At 62.5% G+C, this 22,533-nt stretch carries 18 protein-coding genes; 12 read left to right on the top strand and 6 right to left on the bottom strand.

The genetic code is table 11. The features are described 5' to 3' along the window. Positions 1-85: 85 nt before the first annotated feature. The 7 genes from rseP (at position 86) to lpxB (ending at position 8,311) form a co-directional block, all read left to right on the top strand. Positions 86-1,228 (top strand): RIP metalloprotease RseP, encoded by a 1,143-nt coding sequence (gene rseP, locus FJ960_RS02510; RefSeq protein WP_140711665.1) that lies wholly within the window; start codon positions 86-88, stop codon positions 1,226-1,228. Positions 1,229-1,445: 217 nt separating this feature from the next. Then, on the top strand, positions 1,446-3,824 hold the full coding sequence (bamA, locus tag FJ960_RS02505) for an outer membrane protein assembly factor BamA (RefSeq protein ID WP_140711663.1): 2,379 nt from the start codon (positions 1,446-1,448) through the stop codon (positions 3,822-3,824). A gap of 73 nt (positions 3,825-3,897) precedes the next feature. Then, entirely contained in the window at positions 3,898-4,953 is a 1,056-nt protein-coding gene (gene lpxD, locus FJ960_RS02500) for a UDP-3-O-(3-hydroxymyristoyl)glucosamine N-acyltransferase (RefSeq protein ID WP_140505466.1), read from the top strand. Next, the gene (fabZ, locus tag FJ960_RS02495) at positions 4,946-5,413 is read left to right on the top strand and encodes a 3-hydroxyacyl-ACP dehydratase FabZ (RefSeq protein WP_140711661.1); all 468 of its coding nucleotides are present in this window, start codon (positions 4,946-4,948) and stop codon (positions 5,411-5,413) included. The genes lpxD and fabZ overlap by 8 nt, the downstream gene beginning before the upstream one ends. A 13-nt stretch (positions 5,414-5,426) precedes the next feature. Beyond that, complete coding sequence (gene lpxA / locus FJ960_RS02490) at positions 5,427-6,260, top strand: acyl-ACP--UDP-N-acetylglucosamine O-acyltransferase (protein WP_140505465.1); 834 nt, start codon at positions 5,427-5,429, stop codon at positions 6,258-6,260. Further along, a complete protein-coding gene (locus FJ960_RS02485; RefSeq protein ID WP_140711659.1) occupies positions 6,232-7,146 on the top strand; it encodes an LpxI family protein in 915 nt (304 codons plus the stop codon). The genes lpxA and FJ960_RS02485 overlap by 29 nt, the downstream gene beginning before the upstream one ends. Further along, a complete protein-coding gene (lpxB, locus tag FJ960_RS02480) occupies positions 7,139-8,311 on the top strand; it encodes a lipid-A-disaccharide synthase (protein WP_140711657.1) in 1,173 nt (390 codons plus the stop codon). Before FJ960_RS02485 ends, lpxB begins: the two co-directional genes overlap by 8 nt. A gap of 34 nt (positions 8,312-8,345) precedes the next feature. Here the strand turns inward: lpxB and gltA are convergent, their stop codons facing one another. Together gltA and gltX are read right to left on the bottom strand one after the other, a co-directional pair. Then, positions 8,346-9,668 carry a citrate synthase gene (gene gltA, locus FJ960_RS02475; protein ID WP_140505460.1) on the bottom strand — a complete coding sequence of 441 codons (1,323 nt, stop codon included), beginning with the start codon at positions 9,666-9,668 and terminating at the stop codon, positions 8,346-8,348. Between the two features lie 182 nt (positions 9,669-9,850). After that, positions 9,851-11,275 carry a glutamate--tRNA ligase gene (gltX, locus tag FJ960_RS02470; RefSeq protein ID WP_140711655.1) on the bottom strand — a complete coding sequence of 475 codons (1,425 nt, stop codon included), beginning with the start codon at positions 11,273-11,275 and terminating at the stop codon, positions 9,851-9,853. A 103-nt stretch (positions 11,276-11,378) separates the two neighbouring features. On the opposite strand from gltX, the gene FJ960_RS02465 reads away from it, so the two are divergent. Further along, entirely contained in the window at positions 11,379-13,832 is a 2,454-nt protein-coding gene (locus tag FJ960_RS02465; RefSeq protein ID WP_140711653.1) for a ComEC/Rec2 family competence protein, read from the top strand. Here FJ960_RS02465 and lexA read toward each other — a convergent pair. Beyond that, positions 13,826-14,569: a transcriptional repressor LexA gene (gene lexA, locus FJ960_RS02460; protein WP_140505455.1), complete on the bottom strand. Its 744-nt coding sequence runs from the start codon at positions 14,567-14,569 to the stop codon at positions 13,826-13,828. The genes FJ960_RS02465 and lexA overlap by 7 nt on opposite strands. Before the next feature lie 407 nt (positions 14,570-14,976). Next, positions 14,977-15,750 carry a GntR family transcriptional regulator gene (locus FJ960_RS02455; protein ID WP_140711651.1) on the bottom strand — a complete coding sequence of 258 codons (774 nt, stop codon included), beginning with the start codon at positions 15,748-15,750 and terminating at the stop codon, positions 14,977-14,979. 152 nt (positions 15,751-15,902) lie between these two features. Between FJ960_RS02455 and FJ960_RS02450 the strand changes: the two genes are divergently transcribed. Genes FJ960_RS02450 through kynU form a run of 4 tightly spaced genes read left to right on the top strand, consistent with a single transcriptional unit; the run spans position 15,903 to position 19,938 of the window. Then, positions 15,903-16,889, top strand: coding sequence for an ABC transporter substrate-binding protein (locus FJ960_RS02450; protein WP_140711649.1), 987 nt, complete (start codon positions 15,903-15,905; stop codon positions 16,887-16,889). A 58-nt stretch (positions 16,890-16,947) separates the two neighbouring features. Beyond that, positions 16,948-17,727 (top strand): ABC transporter ATP-binding protein, encoded by a 780-nt coding sequence (locus tag FJ960_RS02445; protein ID WP_140711647.1) that lies wholly within the window; start codon positions 16,948-16,950, stop codon positions 17,725-17,727. A gap of 5 nt (positions 17,728-17,732) precedes the next feature. Next, the gene (locus tag FJ960_RS02440) at positions 17,733-18,656 is read left to right on the top strand and encodes an ABC transporter permease (protein WP_140711645.1); all 924 of its coding nucleotides are present in this window, start codon (positions 17,733-17,735) and stop codon (positions 18,654-18,656) included. Positions 18,657-18,690: 34 nt separating this feature from the next. Next, the gene (gene kynU / locus FJ960_RS02435) at positions 18,691-19,938 is read left to right on the top strand and encodes a kynureninase (protein WP_140711881.1); all 1,248 of its coding nucleotides are present in this window, start codon (positions 18,691-18,693) and stop codon (positions 19,936-19,938) included. A gap of 19 nt (positions 19,939-19,957) precedes the next feature. Here kynU and kynA read toward each other — a convergent pair whose 3' ends face one another. Both kynA and FJ960_RS02425 read right to left on the bottom strand, forming a co-directional pair. Continuing rightward, entirely contained in the window at positions 19,958-20,794 is an 837-nt protein-coding gene (gene kynA / locus FJ960_RS02430) for a tryptophan 2,3-dioxygenase (RefSeq protein WP_140711643.1), read from the bottom strand. Continuing rightward, positions 20,791-22,416 (bottom strand): AMP-binding protein, encoded by a 1,626-nt coding sequence (locus FJ960_RS02425; protein WP_140711641.1) that lies wholly within the window; start codon positions 22,414-22,416, stop codon positions 20,791-20,793. Before FJ960_RS02425 ends, kynA begins: the two co-directional genes overlap by 4 nt. Positions 22,417-22,533 lie beyond the last annotated feature (117 nt).

Raw genomic sequence — 22,533 nt, 5'->3', positions numbered from 1 at the left:
CACGATCTGGCGCGGACGTGCCTTGGATTCGCCTGTATTGATGTCACAGTCACGCAGCGACCGCGGAAGAACTTGAGGGCTTGAGTTGAACGAGATTCTTCACGCGATTTTCAGCACGGAAGGCCTCTTTCTCGGCACGCTCGTGCCGTTTCTCTTCGTACTGACCGTGGTGGTGTTCGTTCACGAGATGGGCCACTACCTCGTCGGCCGCTGGTGCGGCATCGGGGTCAGGGCCTTCTCGATCGGCTTCGGTCCGGAGCTCATAGGCTTCAACGACAGGCACGGCACGCGCTGGAAGCTTTGCGCCATACCGCTTGGCGGTTATGTCAAGTTTGTCGGCGACATGAGCGCCACCTCCAGCAAGCCGACGTCGGACGAGCTCGAAACGCTGACCGACCAGGAACGCAAGGTTGCCTTCCACACCCAGGCGATCTGGAAGCGCGCGGCAACGGTGGTGGCCGGGCCGCTGTTCAACTTCCTGCTGACGATCGTCGTCTTTTCCGTGCTGTTTGCCTCCTATGGGCGTTATGTCGCGGAGCCCATGGTCGCGGAGGTTACCGCCGACAGTCCCGCGGCCAAAGCTGGCATTTTGCCTGGCGACCGATTCGTCAGTGTCGACGGCAGCAAGGTCGAAACCTTCGGAGACGTGCAGCGGCTGGTCTCGGGCCGGGCCGGCGACGCCATCACCTTCGTCATGCTGCGCGGCGGCAAGGAGGTCACGGTGACCGCGACGCCGCACCTGATGGAACAAGAGGACGCGCTCGGCAACAAGATCAAGGTTGCGGTGATCGGCGTCGTCAACAACAAGGAACTCGGCCAGCCTCGTCTTATCACATACACCCCGGTGGGAGCCGTTGCGGCGGCCGTTGAGGAAACGGGCCATGTCATCGAGCGCACGGGCCAGTTTCTGCAGCGCTTCGTCGTGGGGCGCGAGGACAAGTGCCAGCTGGGTGGTCCGGTCAAGATCGCAGGCATGGCCGGCAAGGCTGCCAAACTCGGTTTCGAGTGGCTGGTGCAGCTTGTCGCGCTGCTCTCCGTCGGGATAGGCATTCTAAACCTTTTGCCGATTCCCCCCCTCGACGGCGGCCATCTGTTGTTCTACGGGGTGGAGGCCGTCATCCGCCGGCCGGTGTCGGAACGGATGATGGAAATAGCCTATCGGGCCGGTCTGCTTCTGGTGCTGTGCTTCATGGCGTTCGTGTTCTGGAACGATCTCTTTGGGTGCTGAAATCATGAAGGAATTCGGCCTGGGCATGGTCGATGTTGAGACGCCGTTTACCATGCACGGGGATATGAGTGACGCGAAAGCCACGCAACAGGGTTAAGTAAATACAAATTAACCAGAAGCCTTGCGTGTAGGGAAAATCCGGTTAATACGGTAGGGGAAATGACCGCACGTCCGGTTTTCTCGCCGTGGGGACTACGAGAAAAGGTTATTAAGCCCGATGAAGGCAGCATCCAAGTTTCTAAACGCCGCGTCAGCGGCGGCACTGTCCGCCGCTCTGGTCGTACCCGGTGCGCTCGCAGTGCAGTTCGTTGCCACATCGGCGGCCGAAGCCGCTGTCGTAAGCAGGGTGGAGGTGAGCGGCAACCAGCGCGTCGACGCCGATACCATCCGCAACTACATCACCATCAAGCCCGGCAAGGCTTTCTCCAGCTCCGATGTCGATAGCGCGGTCAAGGCGCTGTTCGGCACCGGCCTGTTCTCGGATGTCCAGATCAACCAGGTCGGCTCGACCCTGGTCGTCAAGGTTTCGGAATACAAGGTCGTCAACCAGGTGCTGTTCCAGGGCAACAAGAAGCTCAAGGACAACGCGCTTCAGGCAGCGGTTCAGCTGAAGCCGCGCGGCACGTTCTCCCAGGCTACGCTCGATTCGGACGTCGAGGCGGTCAAGGCCGCTTACAGGCGCATCGGCCGTGACGATGCCGGCGTGACCGCGCAGATCATGGAGCTCGGCGACAACCGCGTGAATGTGGTGTTCCACGTCACCGAAGGCGATCGCACTCAGATCGCGGCAATCAATTTCGTCGGCAACAGCGCCTATTCCAGCCGCCGCCTGTCGGACGTGATCAATACCAAGCGCTCATCCTGGGTCTCGTTCATCCTGCGCGACGACGTCTATGATGAAGACAAGCTGCGCGCCGACCAGGAACTGCTGCGCCGCTTCTACTATAATCACGGCTATGCTGATTTCCAGGTCGTGTCCGCTGTCGGCGAGCTCGACAATGCGACCAACAAATACACGGTCACCATCACCGTCCAGGAAGGCGAGCGCTATACTTTCGGCGACATCAGCGTCGAAAGCACGATCCCGGAAGTGGACTCCAAGTCGCTGGAATCGGTAGTGGAAACACACAAGGGCGATGTCTACAGCGCCAAGAATGTCGAAGACTCGATCATTGCCTTGACCGAGAAGGTGGCCGGTTCCGGCTATGCATTCGCGCAGGTGACGCCGCGTGGCGATCGCAACTTCGAGAACCATACGATTTCGGTGGTCTACACGGTCGACCAGGGCACCAAGGCCTATGTCGAGCGCATCGAGATCCGCGGCAACGATCGGACGCGTGACTATGTCATTCGCCGCGAATTCGACGTCAGCGAAGGCGACGCGTTCAACCAGGTGCTCATCCAGCGCGCGAAGAAGCGTCTGGAAGACCTCAATTATTTTGACAAAGTCGAAATCTCGACCGTGCCTGGCTCGGCCCCTGACCAGGTCGTGCTGGTGGTCGACGTGGTCGAGAAGTCGACAGGTGAATTCTCGGTTGGCGCCGGCTATTCGACCGGCGGCGATTCTGCTGGACCGTCCGTTGAGGGATCGATCACAGAGCGCAACTTCCTCGGCCGCGGCCAGTTTATCAAAGTGTCGGCGGGTGGCGGCAAGAACTCGCGCGACTACAGCCTGTCCTTTACGGAGCCGTATTTCCTCGGGCGGCGTATAGCCGCCGGCTTCGACATTTTCAAGTCGACGCGGGAATACAACAACAATTACGACAGCGACACCACCGGGGCGACGATCCGCTTCGGGTTGCCGATCACCAACAGCATCACGACCCAGTTGGCGTACAACATCTCGCAAGAGAAATATAAGGTCGACGACGGTTGCGATCCCACCGATGCGGTTCCGCAAGGCAACTGCAACATCTCCCAGGCCGTTCTGGATGGCATTGAGGAGAGCCCGTGGATCAAGTCCTCGGTCAGCCTTGGGCTGGTCTACAATACTATCGACGACATGAAGAACCCCCATGAGGGTATCTATGCCAACACGACCGTGGAGGTTGCTGGCCTCGGAGGCGATGCCAAGTTCGTGAAGATCACGGGACGCGGCAGCATCTATCAGACGCTGTCCGAGCAGCTTGACCTTGTCGGCCTCCTTTCGGGTGGCGCGGGTCACGTCGAGGGTTACGGCAGCGACGGCGATCTGCGCATCTTCGACCACTTCCAGAGCACCGATCGCATGATCCGCGGCTTTGCCTATGGTGGCATCGGCCCGGTCGCTACCGGTACCAGCGGCGATCATCTGGGCGGCACGACCTATTTCAACGCTTCGGCCGAGGCGCAATTCCCGCTCCCGGTTGTTCCCGAGAGCTTCGGCTTGCGTGGCGCGGTGTTCGCGGATGCGGCGACGCTCTACGGCAACAAGATTGCCGATCAGTCACTGGTCGATCAGGACTCGACCGGTTTGCAGATACGCGCCTCGGTCGGTGTCGGCCTGATGTGGGCCTCGCCGTTCGGGCCGATCCGTATCGACTATGCGATCCCGGTCAAGAAGGAAGCCAAAGACGACGTGCAGGAATTCAACTTCGGCATATCGACCCGCTTCTGATCGGCGGCCAACGATGCTCCCGGGTTTTGGATCCGGGAGAAATGTTCCGACCTAGCTGGATATAGCTTCTGGAATGACCGATCCGGTGTTCTTCGCGCCATCACGCCGGTATACGGCGGCCGAAGTCGCGAATCTGACTGGCTCGGTGCTTGTCGATTCCGGCCAATCCGACGTTTCGATCGAAGCGTTGGCGCCAGCCAATGAAGGCGGGGCCAACGCGCTCGTTTTCGTCGACGGCAGGCGCAATTCGTCGCTGATGCCGTCGCTGCGGGCGGCAGCGGTCCTGTGTCCGGCGGAATTCGCAAACAAGGCGCCGGCTACCGTCGCCGTCCTGATCCATCCGCGGCCGCAACAGGCATTCGCCCTGGTCGGTCGGCTGCTGTTCCCCACGGCCGCTACGCCGGGGCCGATGACCGGTGAAACCGGTGTTTCGCCCCATGCCCACGTCGATCCGACAGCGCATGTCGAAGCCGGCGCTGTCATCGAAGCCGGCGTGGTCATCGGGCCAGGCGTCTCGATCGGCAGCGGCACCGTCATTGCGCCAAACGCCGTCATCGGACAGTCCTGCCAGATTGGCCGTGACGGCTATGTCGGCCCGGGCGCCAGTATCCAGTACGCATTGATCGGCAATCGGGTCATCATCCATGGTGGCGCCAGGATTGGACAGGACGGTTTTGGCTTTGTCGGCGGCGCCAAGGGTCCCGAACGTGTTCCACAGATCGGACGGGTCATCATCCAGGACGATGTCGAGATCGGCTCCAATTCCACCGTCGATCGCGGCGCCATGTCCGATACGATCATCGGGCAAGGCACCAAGATCGACAATCTCGTGCAGATCGCCCATAACGTCCGCATCGGTCGCAATTGCATAGTAGCCGGGCTTTCGGGTATTTCCGGTTCCGTGGTGGTGGGGGACAATGTCACCATGGGCGGCGGCGTCGGGCTTGCGGATCATCTGACGATTGGTACAGGTGCCAAGCTTGCCGCCAGAAGTGGATTTATGAGCAATGTTCCCGCCGGCGAGATATGGGGTGGCTATCCGGCGCAGCCGATGGCGGAAGCCATGCGAGAGATAGCCATGTTGCGCACGATGGCCAGGGCACGCAAGCAGGGCAAGGACAATGGCTGACATGGTGGCGGCGACAACGCTGGAAGCGGTCGACATATTGGGGCTTATGAAGCTCCTGCCGCACCGTTACCCCTTCCTCATGATCGACCGCATCGTCGACATCGATGGCGACGACTCCGCCATCGGCATCAAGAACGTGACCATAAACGAGCCGCATTTTCAGGGTCATTTCCCGGAGCAGCCGGTGATGCCGGGTGTGCTGATCGTCGAGGCCATGGCGCAGACGGCGGGCGCCATTTGTATCCGCAGCCTCGGGGCGTCGAAGCCGTCGCTGGTCTATTTCCTGACCATCGACAACGCCAAATTCCGCAAACCGGTCGTTCCCGGCGACCAGTTGAAGATCCACGTCAAGAAAATCAAGAAGCGCGGCAATCTGCTCAAATTCGCCTGCGAAGCCCTGGTCGAAGGTACCAGGGCGGCCGAGGCCGAGATTTCAGCCATGATGGTCACCGGCGACTGACGATCGAGTGCCTATGAAAATCAACACGTCAATCCATCCTTCCTCCGTCGTGGAAGAAGGCGCCCAAATCGGCCACGGTGTGCGCATTGGGCCGTTCTGCCATGTCAGCGCCGATGCTGTGATCGGTGACGGTGTCGAACTGGTTAGCCATGTCTCGGTCATGGGCGCGACCACTGTCGGAGCGTCGACCAAGGTCTATCCGATGGCGATCCTGGGCGGACCGCCGCAGAACACCAAGCACAAGGGCGGCCGCACCACACTCGTCATCGGCGCCAACTGCACCATCCGCGAAGGCGTGACCATGCATGTCGGCACCGACACCAGCCGCGGCGAAACGACGGTGGGCGACAATGGCAATTTCCTCGCCTACGCCCATATCGCCCATGATTGCGCCGTCGGCAACAACGCCACCTTCGCCAATGGGGCGACATTGGGCGGCCACTGCGAGATCGGCAACAATGTCTATATCGGCGGCCTTAGCGCCGTTCATCAATTCGTGCGTGTAGGCGACAACGCCTTTCTTGGCGGATGCTCGGCTTTTGTTGGTGATGTCATTCCCTACGCCATCGCGGTCGGTAACCGCGCCAGCTTGCGCGGCTTGAACATCATCGGCCTCAAGCGCGCCGGTCTGCCGCGTTCCGAAATCTATTTGCTGCGCAAGGCCTACAAGACGATCTTCGACCGCTCCCGCACTGTCGGCGAGAACATCGAGTTCGCCAAGGCGGAGTTCGCCTCGTCGCCGACCGCAATGAAGATCATCGACTTCATCACCAGTCGCGGCAAGCGGCACTATGCGGTGCCATCGCTCAAGGGCGGCGATGGCGACGATTCCGATGACGAAGGCTGAGACAGCCGCGGCTGGTGTTGATCTCCCGCCTGGTGCCAGGGTCGGCATCATCGCCGGCGGCGGCAGCCTTCCGGTCGAAGTCGCTGCCGGTTTGGCCGAACAGGGTCATGCGCCCTTCATCGTGCTCATGGACGGTGAGGCTGACCGCTTGGCGGAGTTGTGCCGGTACGAGCATGATACTCTTGCCCTGGAGGCGATAGGATCGCTCGTTCCGCTGCTCAAGCGCAACCGGATTACCCATCTGGTACTTGCCGGCGAGATAAAGCGCAGGCCAAGGCTGGCACATCTGCGACCAAGCCTTAGCCTGCTCGCCGTGGTGCCCCTTGTTGTCATGGCGTTGGCGCGTGGCGATGACGGGCTGCTCAAGGTGGTGGCGCGCGGGCTCGAGGCCAGGGGGATTAAGGTCGTGGGTGCCCACGAGATCGTGCCGAACCTTGTCGCCGCCGAAGGGGTGTTGACCAGGGCTAAGCCTCTGAAATCGGACTGGCGCGACATTGAGGCGGGTTTTGCGGCGGCAAAGGCCATTGGGGCGCTGGATATCGGCCAGGCGGCGATCGCGGTCGGCGGCCGGACCATTGCGCTTGAAGGCATCGAGGGCACGGCCGGATTGCTGGACCGCGCCAGGCTGCTGCGCGGCCACGGCCGTATCGCCGGCAAGACGCGCGGCGTTCTGGTCAAATGCGCCAAGCCTGGCCAGGAGTTGCGGGCGGATCTTCCTTCCATGGGGCCACAGACGGTAGAAGCAGCGCATGCGGCCGGCCTTGCCGGCATTGCCGTCGAAGCGGGACGCTCCCTGATCCTCGAAGGCCCCGCAACTCTCTCGCGTGCCAATGAGCTTGGGCTGTTCATCGTCGGCCTTGCCGCAGCGGAGTCCGGACATGGCTGACAGGGCGCTGAAGATCGCGATCGTCGCGGGCGAGGAGTCAGGCGACCTCCTTGGCGCCGACATCGTCCGGTCGCTCCGCCAGATGACAGGGCGCGAGGTGCAGCTCGTTGGACTCGGCGGCCGCCACCTGCAGGCGCTTGGGCTGGTTTCGCCGTTCGACGCCGGCGAGGTCGCGCTGATGGGGTTCAGCGCCGTCTTGCGTGACCTGCCGCGCCTGATCCGGCGGATCGGCCAGCTGGCGGGTATGGTTGCGGACGCCAAGCCCGATTGCCTGGTCACCATCGACAGTCCCGATTTTTCGCTGCGCGTCGCCAAAAAAGTGCGCGCGGCCAACCCGTCGATCCCGATCGTCCACTATGTCTGCCCGAGCGTCTGGGCATGGCGGCCGGGCAGGGCGGTGGCAATGAAGCCCTATGTCGACCACATTCTGTGCATCCTGCCGTTTGAGGTGAAGGAGCTCGATCGGCTGGGTGGTCCGCCCGGCACCTATGTCGGGCACCGTCTGACCCACGACGCGGGTGTGCTCTCGGCGGCAAAGGCTCAAGGCCAGCCGCGGGATCTATCACCAGACCGCGTGAAGACGCTGCTCGTCCTGCCCGGCTCGCGGCGCGGCGAGGTGCGGCGGCTGCTCGAGCCGTTCGGCGAGACCGTGTCGATATTGCGGGCTCGCGGGCATCGGCTCCGGCTGATGCTGCCGACGGTGCCACATGTCGCGGATACCGTGCGGTCCGCGGTCACGCGCTGGGACGAGAAACCCGAGATTATCCTTGAGCCCGAGCGCAAATGGCAGGCCTTCGGCAAGGCCGACGCTGCGTTGATCGCGTCCGGCACGGTGTCCCTGGAACTGGCGTTGTCCGGGGTGCCGATGATCTCTTGCTATCGGCTCGACCCGGTTGCACGCGTCGTCGCGCCGTATCTCGTTTCCGTCTGGTCGGCGCTGCTTCCCAACCTGATCTCGGATCGCGCGTTGATCCCGGAATTCTATAACGAGTACGTCAAACCGAACAATCTTGCGCGCCAGCTGGAAGCGCTGTTGGCCGACAGTGGTATGCGCGCCTGGCAGAAAGACGGGTTTGCCGAGATTTCAGGGCGCATGGCAACGGACAAGCCGTCCGGTGAGATCGCCGCGGGCGTGGTCCTGCGTCATATGAAAAAGGCGCCCTGACGGACGCCTTTTTCGGTCATCAGCCCGGCACCGCTCAGCGCTTGGCGATCGGCACGTAGTCGCGCTCCGGCGCGCCGGTGTAGAGCTGGCGCGGGCGGCCGATCTTCTGGCGCGGATCCTCGATCATTTCCTTCCACTGCGCGATCCAGCCGACCGTGCGGGCGACCGCGAACAGCACGGTGAACATGGTGGTGGGGAAGCCCAGCGCCTTCAGCGTAATGCCGGAGTAGAAGTCGACGTTCGGGTAGAGCTTCTTCTCGATGAAATAGGGATCGGTCAGCGCGATCTTTTCCAGTTCCATCGCGATGTCGAGCAGCGGATCGTCCTTGATGCCGAGTTCGCCCAAAACCTCATGCGCCGTCTTCTGCATGATCTTGGCACGCGGATCGTAGTTCTTGTAGACGCGATGGCCAAAGCCCATCAGCCGGAACGGATCGTTCTTGTCCTTGGCGCGGGCGATGAATTCCGGGATGTGATCGACATGGCCGATCTCGCCCAGCATGTTGAGCGCCGCTTCATTGGCGCCGCCATGGGCCGGGCCCCATAGGCAAGCGATGCCGGCGGCAATGCAGGCGAAGGGGTTGGCGCCCGAAGAGCCGGCGAGACGAACGGTCGAGGTTGAAGCGTTCTGCTCATGATCGGCGTGCAGGATGAAGATGCGCTCCATGGCGCGCGCCAGCACCGGATTGATCTTGTATTCCTCGCACGGCACGGCAAAGCACATGTGCAGGAAGTTGGCGGCGAAATTCAGCTCGTTCTTCGGATAAATAAAGGGCTGGCCGATGTGGTACTTGTAGGCCATGGCCGCGATCGTCGGCATTTTGGCGATCAGGCGCATGGACGCAACCATGCGCTGGTATGGGTCGGAGATGTCGGTCGAGTCGTGATAGAAGGCCGACAGCGCGCCAACCACGCCGCACATCACCGCCATCGGGTGCGCGTCGCGGCGGAAGCCGGTGAAGAAGCGCGACATCTGCTCGTGCACCATGGTGTGGCGCGTCACGCGATAATCGAAATCGTCCTTCTGCGCCTTGGTCGGCAGTTCGCCGTAGAGCAGGAGGTAACAGACCTCGAGGAAGTCGCCGTGTTCGGCCAACTGGTCGATCGGGTAGCCCCGATGCAGGAGAATGCCGGCATCACCATCGATGAAGGTGATCTCCGACTCGCAGCTTGCCGTAGAGGTGAAGCCGGGGTCATAGGTGAAGGCGCCGGTGGTGCTGTAGAGCGAGGCGATGTCGATGACGTCAGGTCCGACCGAGCCGCTTCGCACCTTGAATTCGTGAGTCTTGCCGGCGAATTGCAGCGTTGCAGTGGCCTCCTGGCCGCCCACATCCAGTTTTGTCGCAGCTTCGGTCATTGCAAACTCCTTCTTGTTTCCTCATGCCGGCAAAGGCAAATTCCGCAGAGCGACACGTCGAAATCACCGCAATGCGCGTATTCGCCACCGCATTCTAGGAGTTGCGTGCCAGATTGGGCCAAGCCTAATGTTGCACTGCGAAACGCGCCTTTCAATGCCAATCTTCTTAGGCCAGTTTGCTGCTAATCGATTTGATCCGCTATGCGCGCCAGGCTTTCCTCACGCCCCAGCACGGCCAGCACATCGAAAACGCCTGGTGACGTGCTCTTGCCGGTCAAGGCAGCCCGCAGCGGCTGGGCCACGGCGCCGAGCTTATGGCCGCCAGCCAGCGCATAGTCACGGATCGCGGCCTCGGCCGTGGCGGCTGTCCAGTCGCCGGACAGCGCGTTCAAAGCTTCGTGAGCGCCGCGCAGGATCTTGCGGGCATCGTCATTGAGTACGAGTGCCGCCTTGTCGTCGATCGGCAGCGGCCGCGCGGCAAACAGGAAGCCGGCGCCGTCGACGAGCTCGACCAGCGTCTTGGCGCGCTCCTTCAGGCCCGGAAGTGCTGCCAGCAACTGCGCCTTGTTCTTCTCGTCGAGGCGCGCCGCCATCGCCGGGCCACCCTCCAGATAGGGCAAGGTGGCGATGAAAATGTCGAACAATTCGGTGTCGGCCATGCGGCGCATATGGACGCCGTTCAGCGCCTCGAGCTTGGCGAAGTCGAAGCGCGCCGCGCCCTTGTTGACGTCGCCGATATCGAACCAGGAGATCATGTCCTTGATCGACATGATCTCGTCGTCGCCATGGCTCCAGCCCAGGCGCGCCAGGTAGTTCAGCAGCGCCTCGGGCAGATAGCCCATGGCGCGGTAGGCCTCGACGCCCAGCGCGCCATGGCGTTTCGACAGCTTGGCGCCGTCGGCGCCATGGATCAGCGGAATGTGCGACATCGACGGCACGTCCCAGCCCATGGCGTTGTAGATCACGGTCTGGCGTGCGGCATTGGTCAGGTGATCGTCGCCACGGATGATATGGGTGATGCCCATGTCGTGGTCATCGACGACGACGGCATGCATATAGGTCGGGTTGCCGTCCGAACGCAGGATGATGAAATCGTCGAGATCCTTGTTGGGGAAACGCACCTCGCCCTGGACCCGGTCCTGCACCACCGTCTCGCCCTCGGTCGGTGCCTTGATGCGGATGGCACCCTTGACGCCGGCGGGTGCCTCCGACGGGGCGCGGTCACGCCAGTGGCCGTTGTAGCGTGGTGGCAGGCCCTTGGCGCGTGCTGCCTCGCGCATTGCCTCGAGCTCGGCTGAAGTCTCGTAGCTGTAATAGGCCTTGCCCAGGCGCACCAGCTCCTCGGCCACCTCCCGGTGGCGCGGCGCGCGCTCGAATTGGGAGACCGCGTCACCGTCCCATGACAGGCCGAGCCAGGTCAGGCCGTCCAGAATGGCCGATGTGGCTGCATCGGTCGAACGCTCGCGATCGGTGTCCTCGATGCGCAGCAGCATCGTGCCGCCGGTGTGCTTGGCATAGAGCCAGTTGAACAGCGCCGTGCGCGCGCCGCCGATATGCAGATAGCCGGTCGGCGAGGGAGCAAAACGGGTGATGACCTTGTCGGGCATGGAACTCTCGGAGAACGTCTGAAGCTGAGTGCGGAGCGCGCGGACTTTCGCGCGTCGCGCGTTCATGTAGCATAGGGTGTCGAGGGCGCAAGGGGCAGACCCGATGACTGGACAAGGCCGGGGCTCGGATCGGGGCGAGGGCGCCATTGTCGGCGTCAGCGAGCGATCCCTGTTTGCGACGCCTCCTGCGATCCCGCTGCCATCGCCGCTCGTGGCTGCGCCCGCAACCCAGCCGCTGCAGGCGGATAGCCCAGCGCCAACTCCATCTCCTGCCGCACGCAGAATTGTGCGCGTGCGCCGGCAAATCGGCCCGATATCCTTTCCTCGCCTGCGTCACGGCGTGGCCAAGGCGGCGGAGCTGGAACTCGACCGGGGCGTCGCCTTCCTGCTGGTGCCGGTCTGCCTGGCCGTTGGGGCGATCTGCTACTTTTCGCTGGCGTCCGAGCCCGATTTTGCAAAGCCTGTCGCGGTCGTGGTTCTGGCGGCGGTATGTGCATTCGTCTCGCGCTCCTGGCCGAAAACCCATCTGTGTTTCATGGCACTGCTGTTGTGTGTGCTTGGCCTGCTTGCGGCGAAGGTCGAAACATGGCGAGCCGGAACCCGGATGCTGGGCTCGGAAATCTCGACGCAACTGACCGGTCGCGTGATCTCGCTCGAGGAGATGGAGAGCGGCCGCATCCGGCTGACCATGGACGTGATTTCGACCGCCCGGCCGAAACTGCGCTACGCGCCTGAAAGGGTCCGGCTTTCGGCACGCAAGATACCGCCCGAAATGACCGCCGGCTCGCTTGTCACAGGCTATGCCAAACTGCTGCCGCCGACCGGCCCGGTGCGGCCGGACAGCTACGACTTCTCCTTCGACAGCTATTTCGCCGGCATCGGCGGCAGCGGCTTCTTTCTCGGCAATCCAACGGTCGTCTCCGCCGAAGCCGGTGAGATGCCGCTGCCGGCACGCGTGTTTTCAGGCATCGAAAATGCCCGCGAAGCCATCGCCGACCACATCAGGGGCAGCATTGGCGGCGCCGAAGGCGAGATCGCGGCGGCGCTGATCGTCGGCGTGCGGGCCGGCATTCCCGATGAAATCAACGAAGCGATGCGGCGCACCGGCATCTATCACATCATCTCGATTTCAGGTCTGCATATGGCGCTGGTGGCCGGCACCATCATGGGTCTGCTGCGCGGCGCCTTCGCGCTGTTTCCAGGGTTTTCCGCGCGCCGGCCGGTGAAGAAATACGCCGCCGCCGCCGCACTGTTTTCGATCGCCGCCTATCTCGTCATTTCGGGCGTCGTCGTCGCGGCCGAACGCAGCTTCATCATGCTGGCGGTGATGCTGATCGCCGTCTTGTTCGATCGCGCGGCGCTGACCATGCGCAATCTGGCGATCTCGGCGATCGCCGTTATCCTGGTTTCGCCGCACGAGGTCGTCGGCCCGAGTTTCCAGATGTCGTTCGCGGCAACCGCAGCCTTGGTTGGCGCCTATGCCGGCTGGGCCGACCACCATGCGGGAAAGACGAGGCCTCCGCCGCCAAAGCGATCCCTACCCGGGTTTCTGACGCGAAAATTCCTCTTGGCGACAGGTGGATTGGCCATGACGTCCATCATCGCCGGCAGCGCGACGGCACTGTTTGCCATCTGGCATTTCCAGCGGGTGTCGCCGCTCAGCCTGTTCGCCAATCTGGCCGTCATGCCGATCGTGTCGATCGTGATGTTCCTGGCCGTCGCTAGCGCGTTGCTGATGCCGTTCGGGTTGGATTGGCCGGCTCTCTACCTCATGGGCAAGGGCCTGACAGCGATGATCGCCATATCGGCGTGGATATCGGAGCGCTCTCCGGTCGATGGAGTCGGGCTGATTTCGCAGCAATCCGTGCTGCTGGTCACCGTCGCGTTGGTCATCGCGACGATGGCGACGACGTGGCTCCGGCTCACGGCGGTGCCATTCGCGCTTGCCGGTCTGTTGACTGTGTCGCACACGCGCGCGCCCGATGTGCTGATCTCGGAAGATGCGCGGCTGGTGGCTCTGTCGATCGGCAATGGCGAACTGGCCGTCAACCGGGAACGTCCGAACGAATTCGCAGCCGACAATTGGAAACGCGCTCTGATCTCCGAAACAATCGTCCTACCGGAAATGTTCGAGGAGACGGACGGGCAATTCGATCTTGCCACTCCCACCGACCTGCCGCTGGGATCGCCGTTCTATTGCCGCGAAGGCCTGTGCCTTGCCAGGCACCCTTCCGGCGCGATCATCGCCTATGTCGAGGATCGCAAGAACACCTGGAAGGCCTGCGCCTTCGCCGACCTGATCGTCGTCAATGACGCGACCGCCTATGACACCTGTCATAATCCGCTGGTTCTCGTCGTCACCAAACGCCAGCTCGCCCGCAAGGGGAGTGCCGCCGTTTTCTTCGATCCCCAATCGGCCACGACGCCGGCTGAGATCGAATTCGCCGTCGACGGACCATACCGGCCTTGGCACGAGCAGCGAAAATTCTCACGCGAGGCGAGGGGGCTGGCCCCCTATAAAAAGGCCGACAAGCCCGATGGCAAGCCAGTTCAGTAGCGCCTGATCAGCCCGACGAGCTTGCCCTGCACCTTGACCCGATCCGGTCCGAAGATGCGTGTTTCGTAGGCTGGATTGGCGGCTTCGAGCGCGATCGAGGCGCCCTTGCGACGGAACCGCTTCAGCGTTGCTTCCTCCTCGTCGACCAGCGCCACGATGATTTCGCCCGGACTTGCTGTATCGGCATTGCGGATGATGACCGTGTCGCCGTCGAAGATACCGGCCTCGATCATCGAGTCGCCCTTGACTTCCAGCGCATAGTGCTCGCCGCCCATGATCATGTCCGGCGGCACCGAAATCGAATGCGTCTGATGCTGGATAGCATCGATCGGCACACCGGCGGCGATACGACCCATGACCGGGATGGACACGGCTGAAACCGCATCATCGTCGTTGCCGGCCGCGGCCAGGCGGGAAGGCGCCGTCGCCGGCCTGATCTGGCGGCCGAGACTGCCTTGGCCAAGGCTGCCCTGGATGACGCTTGGCGAGAACTTCTTTGCCGCATTGAGGCCCGGCGCGATCGAGTCCGGCAGCCGCAGCACTTCCAGCGCGCGCGCCCGATTGGGTAGCCGGCGAATAAAGCCGCGTTCCTCCAGCGCCGTGATCAGGCGATGGATGCCCGATTTGGAGGCAAGATCGAGCGCTTCCTTCATTTCGTCGAAGGAGGGCGGTATCCCGCTTTCCTTGAGCCGTTCGTGGATGAACATCAGCAGTTCATGTTGCTTGCGTGTCAGCATGGCGGCCCCCAAGGCATTGAACGAAAGGTCTGACCAGAATCGAAAAAACAAACCCAGAACAAACACTATCCGTTCCAGTTGTGTTCCGCAACCGTTTAAAGTTTAATGAATTTGTTAACGCGTCTGAAGTTTTTTGCCGCGACAGCGGACTGAGGCCGATCCTTTCCACGATCGGCAGGCATTGAAATCGTTTTGGTTAATGGCCTGTGGCCTATCCACTGATGGGCCTTGGCATCAGTCTTTCGGGGGGCTCTTCGCGGGTGGATTGTACAATTTATGGATCCATTATTCGCGGAACGAAACGAAATCAAAACGCCAACGATTGGTAGCTTAGGGGCGGCGATGGACCCAGGCGTTTGGCCCACTCCGGCCAGCGCATGCCAATAGGCGTCGCGCAAGCATTGAAGTCACCCGGAACCCGCTTGCAAGCTGCCGGCGCGGGCGGCGTATTTGGTCGCGCCGCTGTCTTCGCTATGGACATAGACGTGCAGGGTATAGCCGATATGCGCCGTCATCAGCGCCTTGGCCCGCTCGACGTCACGATCGAGTGCAGCTTCCATGATCGCTGTATGGTGTTCGATCGCAATCGCTTCGCACAATGCCTCCATTGCCTCTTCATAACCGTCCTTCAGGCCAGCCGCGGCCCGCAATGTCGGCGCCAGGCCGAGAAAACGATGATGCCGTCGCAGCTGATCGGCGATGGTCGAGCGGAATCGCATGAGCCAATTGGAAGTCGCCGCGCTCAGCAGCGCCACATGGAAAGCTTCGTGGTTCTCGTCCCATTTATCGACGGCCGCATCCGAAGGATCGTCGACCGCGGTCTTGCAACGGGAGAGCCGGTAGTGGGCGGTGACAACGGCATCCTCCCACTCCTTGCCGCCTTTTTCCATCGATTCGAGGAACAGGGGTATCTCGACCACCATCCTGGCGCGTGCCAGGTCCTCCAGTTCGGCCCGCGATACCGGAGCGACGGTAAAACCACGATTGCTGATGGCGGTGACAAGGCGTTCGGCCTCTAGCCGCGACAAGGCTTCGCGCAACGGCGTCCAGCCAACACCATAGGTGCCGCGCAGCGCACTCAGCTTGAGCGGGGCCCCGGGCATGAGGCGCGTCGTCAGGATATCGCGCCGCAACAGCTGATAGGCTGCCTCCGTCTTTGTGGAGATCGTTTGATCCTGCATCGCGGTCCACCCATGGTCTGGCAAAGAAAATTATATATGATGTTGGGGCATGGCAAGAATTATATATAATGTTTGACACGGGCCGGCGGACTGACCATGATCGCCGCAGTAGCCGCGCTGGAAGCGGCGTCGATCAAATCTGGGAGGAAATGATGTTGAAGTCGAAATCCGCTTGGCTGTCGGGTTTGTTCTTGGCCGGCGCATTGGTGGTGAGCGCCGGCAGTGCCGCCGCCGATCAAATCCGCATCGGCATCGCCAATTTTGGCGAGCATCCGCAATTGAACGCCGCCATAGCCGGCTTCAAGAAGGCGCTGACAGACAACGGCTTCGTCGACGGCAAGGACGTCGTCTATACGGAGAGCCATACCAATTTCGATGCATCGCTGGTGCCGCAGATGATCGCAAAGCTGCAGGCCGAGCAGCCCAAGCTGATCTACACCATCACCACGCCGGTCTCCCAAATCGCCAAGAAAGCGCTCGCGGGCTCCGGCATTCCGATCGTCTTTGCCGCGGTCACCGATCCGGTGGCGGCCAAGCTCGTGCCGTCGTGGGACTCGGGTGATGAAGGCATGACTGGCGCCACCGATCTTCAGGATGTTGCCGCGGTGATGGCCTTCACCAAGAAGCTGTTACCAAACGCCAAGCGTTTTGGTGTGCCTTACAATCCCGGTGAAGCCAACGACGTTGCCCTGATCGAAAAGATCAAGGCGGCGGCACCGGCCGCCGGTTTCGAGGTCGTGGAAGTCGGCATCGACAACGTCAATGACATTCAGCAACGCATCGCCTCGCTCGCCGGGAAAGCCGATGTGATCTACGGACCGACCTCGAATCTGATCCAGCCGGCGATCGCAGCTGTCTCGGCCGCCGCGCGCCAGGCCGGTATCCCGGTCGTCAACGCCGATGACAGCGCGGTCCGCAACGGCACCGTGCCGGCGAGCTTCGCGGTCAATTATACGCAGGTCGGGATCAACGCCGGCAACATCGCGGCCGAAGTCCTCAAAGGCAAGGATCCCAAGACGATCGCGCCGTCACGCCCGGCCTACAAGGACCACATGGCGTTGGTCTCGCGCAAGGCGATGGCTGCGTTCGGCATCGAGATACCGGCTTCAATGGCCGATTGCGGCTGCATCGTCGACTGACATCGGCGCTGTGAGGGTGACGGCGCGGGCGCTGTCACCCCGAGGTCAGGGAGGAACGATGCTCGAGATCCGATCCGCGCGTAAAGTATTCTACAAGGGCCAGGCCGACGAGAAGGTCGCGCTGGACGGCCTCAGCCTGTCGCTAGCCACAGGCGAGTTCGGCATCGTCATCGGCTCCAACGGGGCCGGCAAGAGCAGCATGCTTAATGCCATTTCCGGCGCTCTGATCCTCGATTCCGGCCAGATTCTGATCAATGGCGCCGATGTGACTGGTATGCCGGTGCACAAGCGCGCCTCGAGACTGGCTCGCGTATTCCAGGATCCGATGCGCGGCACCGCCGCCAGCATGACGGTTGCTGAAAACATGCTGCTGGCTGATTTGCGCAGCAGCAAGCGCACCTTACGCCAGGGGCTGAACGCCACCCGCCTTGCGTCCTACAGGGAACGCCTGTCGATACTGGGCCTCGGCCTTGAAAACCGCCTCGACACACGCGTCGACCTGCTCTCGGGCGGGCAGCGGCAATCCTTGTCGCTGATCATGGCGGTCGGCGGATCGCCTGACTTGCTGCTGCTCGACGAACATACCGCGGCACTTGATCCGCGCACGGCCGAGATTGTCATGCAGGCGACGGTGCGCGCCGTCAGCGCGCTGAAGCTGACGACTATGATGGTGACCCACAACATGCAGCACGCCGTCGACTATGGCAGCCGCGTGATCATGCTCGACGCGGGCCGCGTCCTTCTGGAAGTTAGCGGCGAGGAGAAGGCGAGGGTCACGGTTATCGATCTGATCGGCCATTTCTCCGTCAAAACCGACCGCATGTTGCTGGCGAGCTGATCACCATGGGTTTTGTTCAGGACATTCTCGCCAGCTTCGTCGCAATCATGCCGGTCACCCTGGCGCAGAGCCTGATCCTGGCCTTGGTCGTGCTCGGGATCATGATCCCGTTTCGCATGCTGAATTTTCCCGATCTCACCAGCGAAGGCGCTTTTCCGCTGGGCGGCTGCGTCTGCGGCGTTCTCCTTGCCGCCGGCGCATCGCCGCTGATGGGCATCGCCGCCGCCCTCGTTGTCGGCTTCGCGGCGGGCTGCTGTACCGCGTTCATCCATCTGCGCTTCCGCATCCACACGCTTCTTGCCGGCATCCTGATGATGACGATGCTCTACAGCATCAACCTTCGCATCATGGGCAAATCCAACCTCTCCGTGTTCGGCTCGCCGACGGTGTTCGACTGGGTGCCGTTCGCGCGTCCGGGTTTTCCCGCCAGCAAGATCGTCGTCGCGGGTCTCCTCGCGCTTGTCGCCTTCATGCTGCTCTACATGTTCTTCAGGACCGAGAAGGGGACCGCCGTGCGCGCCGTGGGCGCCAATCCCGACATGGCCGAGGCGCAAGGCATCAATGTGTGGGCCGCGACCATAGGCGGTGTCGGGCTGGCCAGCGCTTTTTCGGCCTCAAGCGGTGCGCTGATGGTGCAGTCGCAAGGGTTCGCCGACGTCAATATGGGGCTGGGCATCCTCATCAACGGCCTTGCCGCGCTGATGATCGGCGAGGCCGTCGTCGGCAAGCAGACGGTCTGGCGGCAGCTGCTGGCGCCTTTCGCCGGCGCGATCATCTACTACCAGCTGGTGTCGTTCTGCCTTGCCGCCGGCATGCCGCCGCCCGACCTGAAGCTTGCCACGGGCCTGTTCGTGCTGGCCATGCTGGCCTTGCCCAGTCTCAAGCGCAGCCGCGGGCCGGCGCCAGCACGCGAAGCTATCCGTGAATAACCAGGGCGTGAATAATCAGGGAATGTCACAAATGATGCGTGCAACGCTCGATCTCGCAGCCGTCGAAGCCATGGACGCGGCGGACCCGCTGCGCGCCATGCGCGACCGCTTCATCTTGCCGGAAGGCGTCATCTACCTCGACGGCAATTCGCTCGGGGCCGCGGCGCCGGCCGTCTTTGACGAATTGCAGAAGGCAGCGACGCAGGAGTGGGCGCAGGACCTGATCCGTGCCTGGAACACAGCCGGCTGGTTCGACATGCCGGTCGCGCTTGGCGACCAGCTGGGACGCCTGATCGGTGCGGCGGCCGGCCAGACGGTGGTCTGCGATACGACGTCGATCAACATCTACAAAGTGCTGCATGCCGCACTCGGCATGCGGCCGGACCGCTCGGTCATCGTCGCCGAGGGCGACAGCTTTCCGACCGATCTCTACATGGCCGAAGGCGTGGCCTCGACGCGGCCCGGCACCGTGTTGCGGCTCGAGGGCGTCGACGCGCCGACCATTGAGGAACTGATCGACGAGCGTGTCGCGGTCATCCTGGTCAACCATGTCAATTACAAATCCGGCCAGCTGCGCGACATGGCGGCACTGACATGCAAGGCCCATCAGGTCGGTGCGCTGATCGTCTGGGACCTCTGCCATACGGCCGGCGCTTTACCGGTCGAGCTCGACAGCGCCAACGCCGATTTCGCCATCGGCTGCACGTATAAATACCTTAATGGCGGCCCGGGGTCGCCAGCCTTCATCTACGCCGCCGAGCGTCATCACGACAAAGTCCGGCAGCCGCTCAGCGGTTGGTGGGGCCATGCGCGACCCTTTGCCTTCGAACAGGGTTACGCGGCCGGCAGCGGCATCCGCCGGTTCCTGTGCGGCACGCAGCCTGTCTTGTCGATGCGAGCGCTGAAGGGGGCACTGGACCTTTGGGACGATGTCGACATGGCGGTGGTGCGCAAGAAGAGCATCGCGCTCACCGATCTGTTCATCCAGCTCGTCGAGACCAGATGCGGCGTCTACGGCCTGGAGCTGGAAAGCCCGCGCGACGGCAATGCGCGTGGAAGCCAGGTTTCATTCCTCCACCCCAATGGCTATCAGGTGATGCGGGCACTGATCGAGCGCGGCGTGATCGGCGATTTCCGTGCGCCGTCGACGATCCGCTTCGGCTTCACGCCGCTCTATGTCGGTTACACTGATGTATGGCAGGCGGTCGACGTACTGGAAGATATCCTGCGCACCGGCGCCTGGAAGGATGCGCGCTTCGCGGTCAAGACGGCGGTGACCTGAACAATCGTCAAACAAGGGTTCAGAGCCGGGTACGGACGTTCCAGAGTTCGGGAAACAAGACGACCTCGAGCATCTTCTTGAGATAGGAGGCGCCCGATGTGCCGCCGGTGCCACGCTTCAGGCCGATGATGCGTTCCACTGTGGTGACGTGGTTGAAGCGCCAGCGGCGGAAGTAGTCCTCGAAGTCGACCAGCTTCTCGGCCAATTCGTAGAACATCCAGTAGCGCTGCGGATCGCGGTACACCGTCTGCCAGGCGACCAGGACTTCTTCGTTTTCCGTCCGCGTCTCGCGCCACTCCGTGCGCTTTGCGTCCGCCCCAATGTCGAAGCCGTTGCGCGCCAGAAGCAGCAGCGCTTCATCGTAGAGCGACGGCTCGGCCAGGATCGCCTCCAGCTTGGCGTTGAGGTCCGGCCGGTGCTTGTGCGGCCCGAGCATGGCGAGGTTACGGTTGCCGGCCATGAACTCGATGGCGCGATACTGCCAGGATTGGAAACCCGAGGACTGGCCGAGCGAGTCGCGGAATTCGGTGTATTCGCTGGGCGTCATCGTGCGCAGCACGTCCCAGGCATTGTTCAACTGCTCGAAAACACGGGCGACGCGCGACAGCATCTTGAAGCTCGGCTCGAGCCGATCGGCACGGATCGAACGGATCGCTGCACCGATCTCATGCAAGGCGAGCTTCATCCATAATTCCGATGTCTGGTGCTGGATGATGAACAGCATTTCGTCATGCGCCGATGACAGCGGCGCCTGCGCGTCGAGCACTTTCTGCAGTTGCAGATAGTCGCTGTAGGACATGCGTTCCTTGAACGACATCTCAGCGCCTTCGGACGCCGGATCGTAGGGCTCGCTCAATTGATTTTCTCCGTGCGCAGCCGGAAGCGCTGGATCTTGCCGGTCTGGGTCTTGGGCAGGGCGGCGATGAATTTGACCGATCGCGGGTATTTATAGGGCGCGATGGTTGCCTTGACGTGGTCCTGCAGGCGCTTGACGGTCATCGCGTCTGGCGAGACACCTTGCACCAGAACGACATGCGCCTCGACGATCTGGCCGCGCTCGCCATCGTCGGCCCCGATGACAGCGCATTCGGCGACATCGGGATGCGACAGCAGCGCCGCCTCGACCTCGGGTCCGGCGATATTGTAGCCCGCGCTGACGATCATGTCGTCGGAACGCGCGGCGAAGTGGAAGAAGCCGTCCTCATCCTGCGTGAAGGTGTCGCCGGTGAGGTTCCAGCCGTCGCGCACATAGTCCTTCTGCCTGTCATCGGCCATGTAGCGGCAGCCGGTTGGCCCGCGCACCGCCAGCCGTCCGGTCTCGCCACGCGGCACCTCGTGCATGTCGCCGTCGACGATGCGGGCCTCATAGCCGCCGACCGGCTTGCCGGTCGAAGCCGGCTTCCTGTCGTCAAAGCGGTTGGAGATGAAGATGTGCAGCATTTCGGTGGCGCCGATGCCGTCGAGGATCGGCTTGCCGGTCTTTCGTGTCCACTCTTCGAAGACCGGCGCCGGCAAGGTCTCGCCGGCGGAAACGGCAACACGCAGCGATGACAGATCGGCGCCTTCGTCCATGGCCTTCAGCATGGCCCGGTAGGCGGTCGGCGCGGTGAAGGAAATGGTCGCTTTGTAGGTCTCGATGATGTGGACCATGTTGGGCGGCGTCGCCTGTTCCAGCAGTGTCGCCGCCGCGCCGAAGCGCAGGGGGAATATGGCGAGCCCGCCAAGGCCAAAGGTGAAGGCGAGCGGCGGCGAGCCGACGAAGATGTCGTCCGGCGTCACCTGCAGGACTTCACGGGCGTAGGCATCCGCGATGATCAGGAGATCGCGGTGGAAATGCATCGTCGCCTTCGGCACGCCTGTCGTGCCCGAAGTGAAGCCGAGCAGGGCGACGTCATCGCGGCCGGTGCTGACGGCGGTGAAGGTGACCGGCTTGTCGAGGGCGGCGCGGTCGAGCTCGGCGTCATGGTTGGCGGTGCCGTCGAAGCCGATCACCTGCTTCAGGAACGCACTGTCCTTGGCGCAGGCGGTCATCTCGTCCATCAGCCTGGTGTCGCAGAGCGCAGTCGTTATTTCCGCCTTGTCGACGATCTTGGTGAGTTCACCGGCGCGCAGCATCGGCATGGTGTTTACGACGACGGCGCCGACCTTGGTGGCGGCCAGCCAGCAGGCGACCATTGCCGGGTTATTGGCGGAGCGTATCAGCACCCGGTTGCCCGGCTTGACGCCATAATTCTCGACCAGCGCATGGGCGAGCCGGTTCGTCCAGTCGGACAGTTCCTTGTAGGTGCGGCGGCGGCCGTTGCCGATCAGCGCGGTGTGGTCGCCGAGACCCTTCTCGACCAGCCTGTCGGTCAGTTCGACACCGGCGTTGAGGTGTTCTGGATAGTCAAAGCCGCTGAGCAGGAAGTCAGGCCATTGGTCGGGCGGCGGCAAATGATCGCGCGTGAACGTGTCGGTATGCGCTGAAGGCCCAAGCATCTTGCGGCTGCCCCTGTCTGCCTCACGTCCATGGTGGAACAGAGCGCAGGATCGCACCAGTCGAAATTTGTTTCAAGCCTAAAATGTTTTTCGCTCGAGCATTGACGCATGACGTGG

Source organism: Mesorhizobium sp. B2-3-11, from assembly GCF_006442215.1.
Classification (GTDB): Bacteria; Pseudomonadota; Alphaproteobacteria; order Rhizobiales; family Rhizobiaceae; genus Mesorhizobium; species Mesorhizobium salmacidum.
This window is presented reverse-complemented; position numbering and strand designations above follow the sequence as displayed.

What these genes read in the sequence shown, in the direction of transcription:
- gltX (WP_140711655.1), bottom strand. Translation starts at nt 11,275, where the DNA reads ATGCCCGACAAGGTCATCACCCGTTTTGCTCCCTCGCCGACCGGCTAT.
- lpxB (WP_140711657.1), top strand. Translation starts at nt 7,139, where the DNA reads ATGGCTGACAGGGCGCTGAAGATCGCGATCGTCGCGGGCGAGGAGTCA.
- FJ960_RS02445 (WP_140711647.1), top strand. Translation starts at nt 16,948, where the DNA reads ATGCTCGAGATCCGATCCGCGCGTAAAGTATTCTACAAGGGCCAGGCC.
- kynU (WP_140711881.1), top strand. Translation starts at nt 18,691, where the DNA reads ATGCGTGCAACGCTCGATCTCGCAGCCGTCGAAGCCATGGACGCGGCG.
- FJ960_RS02450 (WP_140711649.1), top strand. Translation starts at nt 15,903, where the DNA reads ATGTTGAAGTCGAAATCCGCTTGGCTGTCGGGTTTGTTCTTGGCCGGC.
- bamA (WP_140711663.1), top strand. Translation starts at nt 1,446, where the DNA reads ATGAAGGCAGCATCCAAGTTTCTAAACGCCGCGTCAGCGGCGGCACTG.
- lpxA (WP_140505465.1), top strand. Translation starts at nt 5,427, where the DNA reads ATGAAAATCAACACGTCAATCCATCCTTCCTCCGTCGTGGAAGAAGGC.
- FJ960_RS02455 (WP_140711651.1), bottom strand. Translation starts at nt 15,750, where the DNA reads ATGCAGGATCAAACGATCTCCACAAAGACGGAGGCAGCCTATCAGCTG.
- FJ960_RS02485 (WP_140711659.1), top strand. Translation starts at nt 6,232, where the DNA reads ATGGCGACGATTCCGATGACGAAGGCTGAGACAGCCGCGGCTGGTGTT.
- lexA (WP_140505455.1), bottom strand. Translation starts at nt 14,569, where the DNA reads ATGCTGACACGCAAGCAACATGAACTGCTGATGTTCATCCACGAACGG.
- fabZ (WP_140711661.1), top strand. Translation starts at nt 4,946, where the DNA reads ATGGCTGACATGGTGGCGGCGACAACGCTGGAAGCGGTCGACATATTG.
- gltA (WP_140505460.1), bottom strand. Translation starts at nt 9,668, where the DNA reads ATGACCGAAGCTGCGACAAAACTGGATGTGGGCGGCCAGGAGGCCACT.
- lpxD (WP_140505466.1), top strand. Translation starts at nt 3,898, where the DNA reads ATGACCGATCCGGTGTTCTTCGCGCCATCACGCCGGTATACGGCGGCC.
- FJ960_RS02440 (WP_140711645.1), top strand. Translation starts at nt 17,733, where the DNA reads ATGGGTTTTGTTCAGGACATTCTCGCCAGCTTCGTCGCAATCATGCCG.
- FJ960_RS02425 (WP_140711641.1), bottom strand. Translation starts at nt 22,416, where the DNA reads ATGCTTGGGCCTTCAGCGCATACCGACACGTTCACGCGCGATCATTTG.
- FJ960_RS02465 (WP_140711653.1), top strand. Translation starts at nt 11,379, where the DNA reads ATGACTGGACAAGGCCGGGGCTCGGATCGGGGCGAGGGCGCCATTGTC.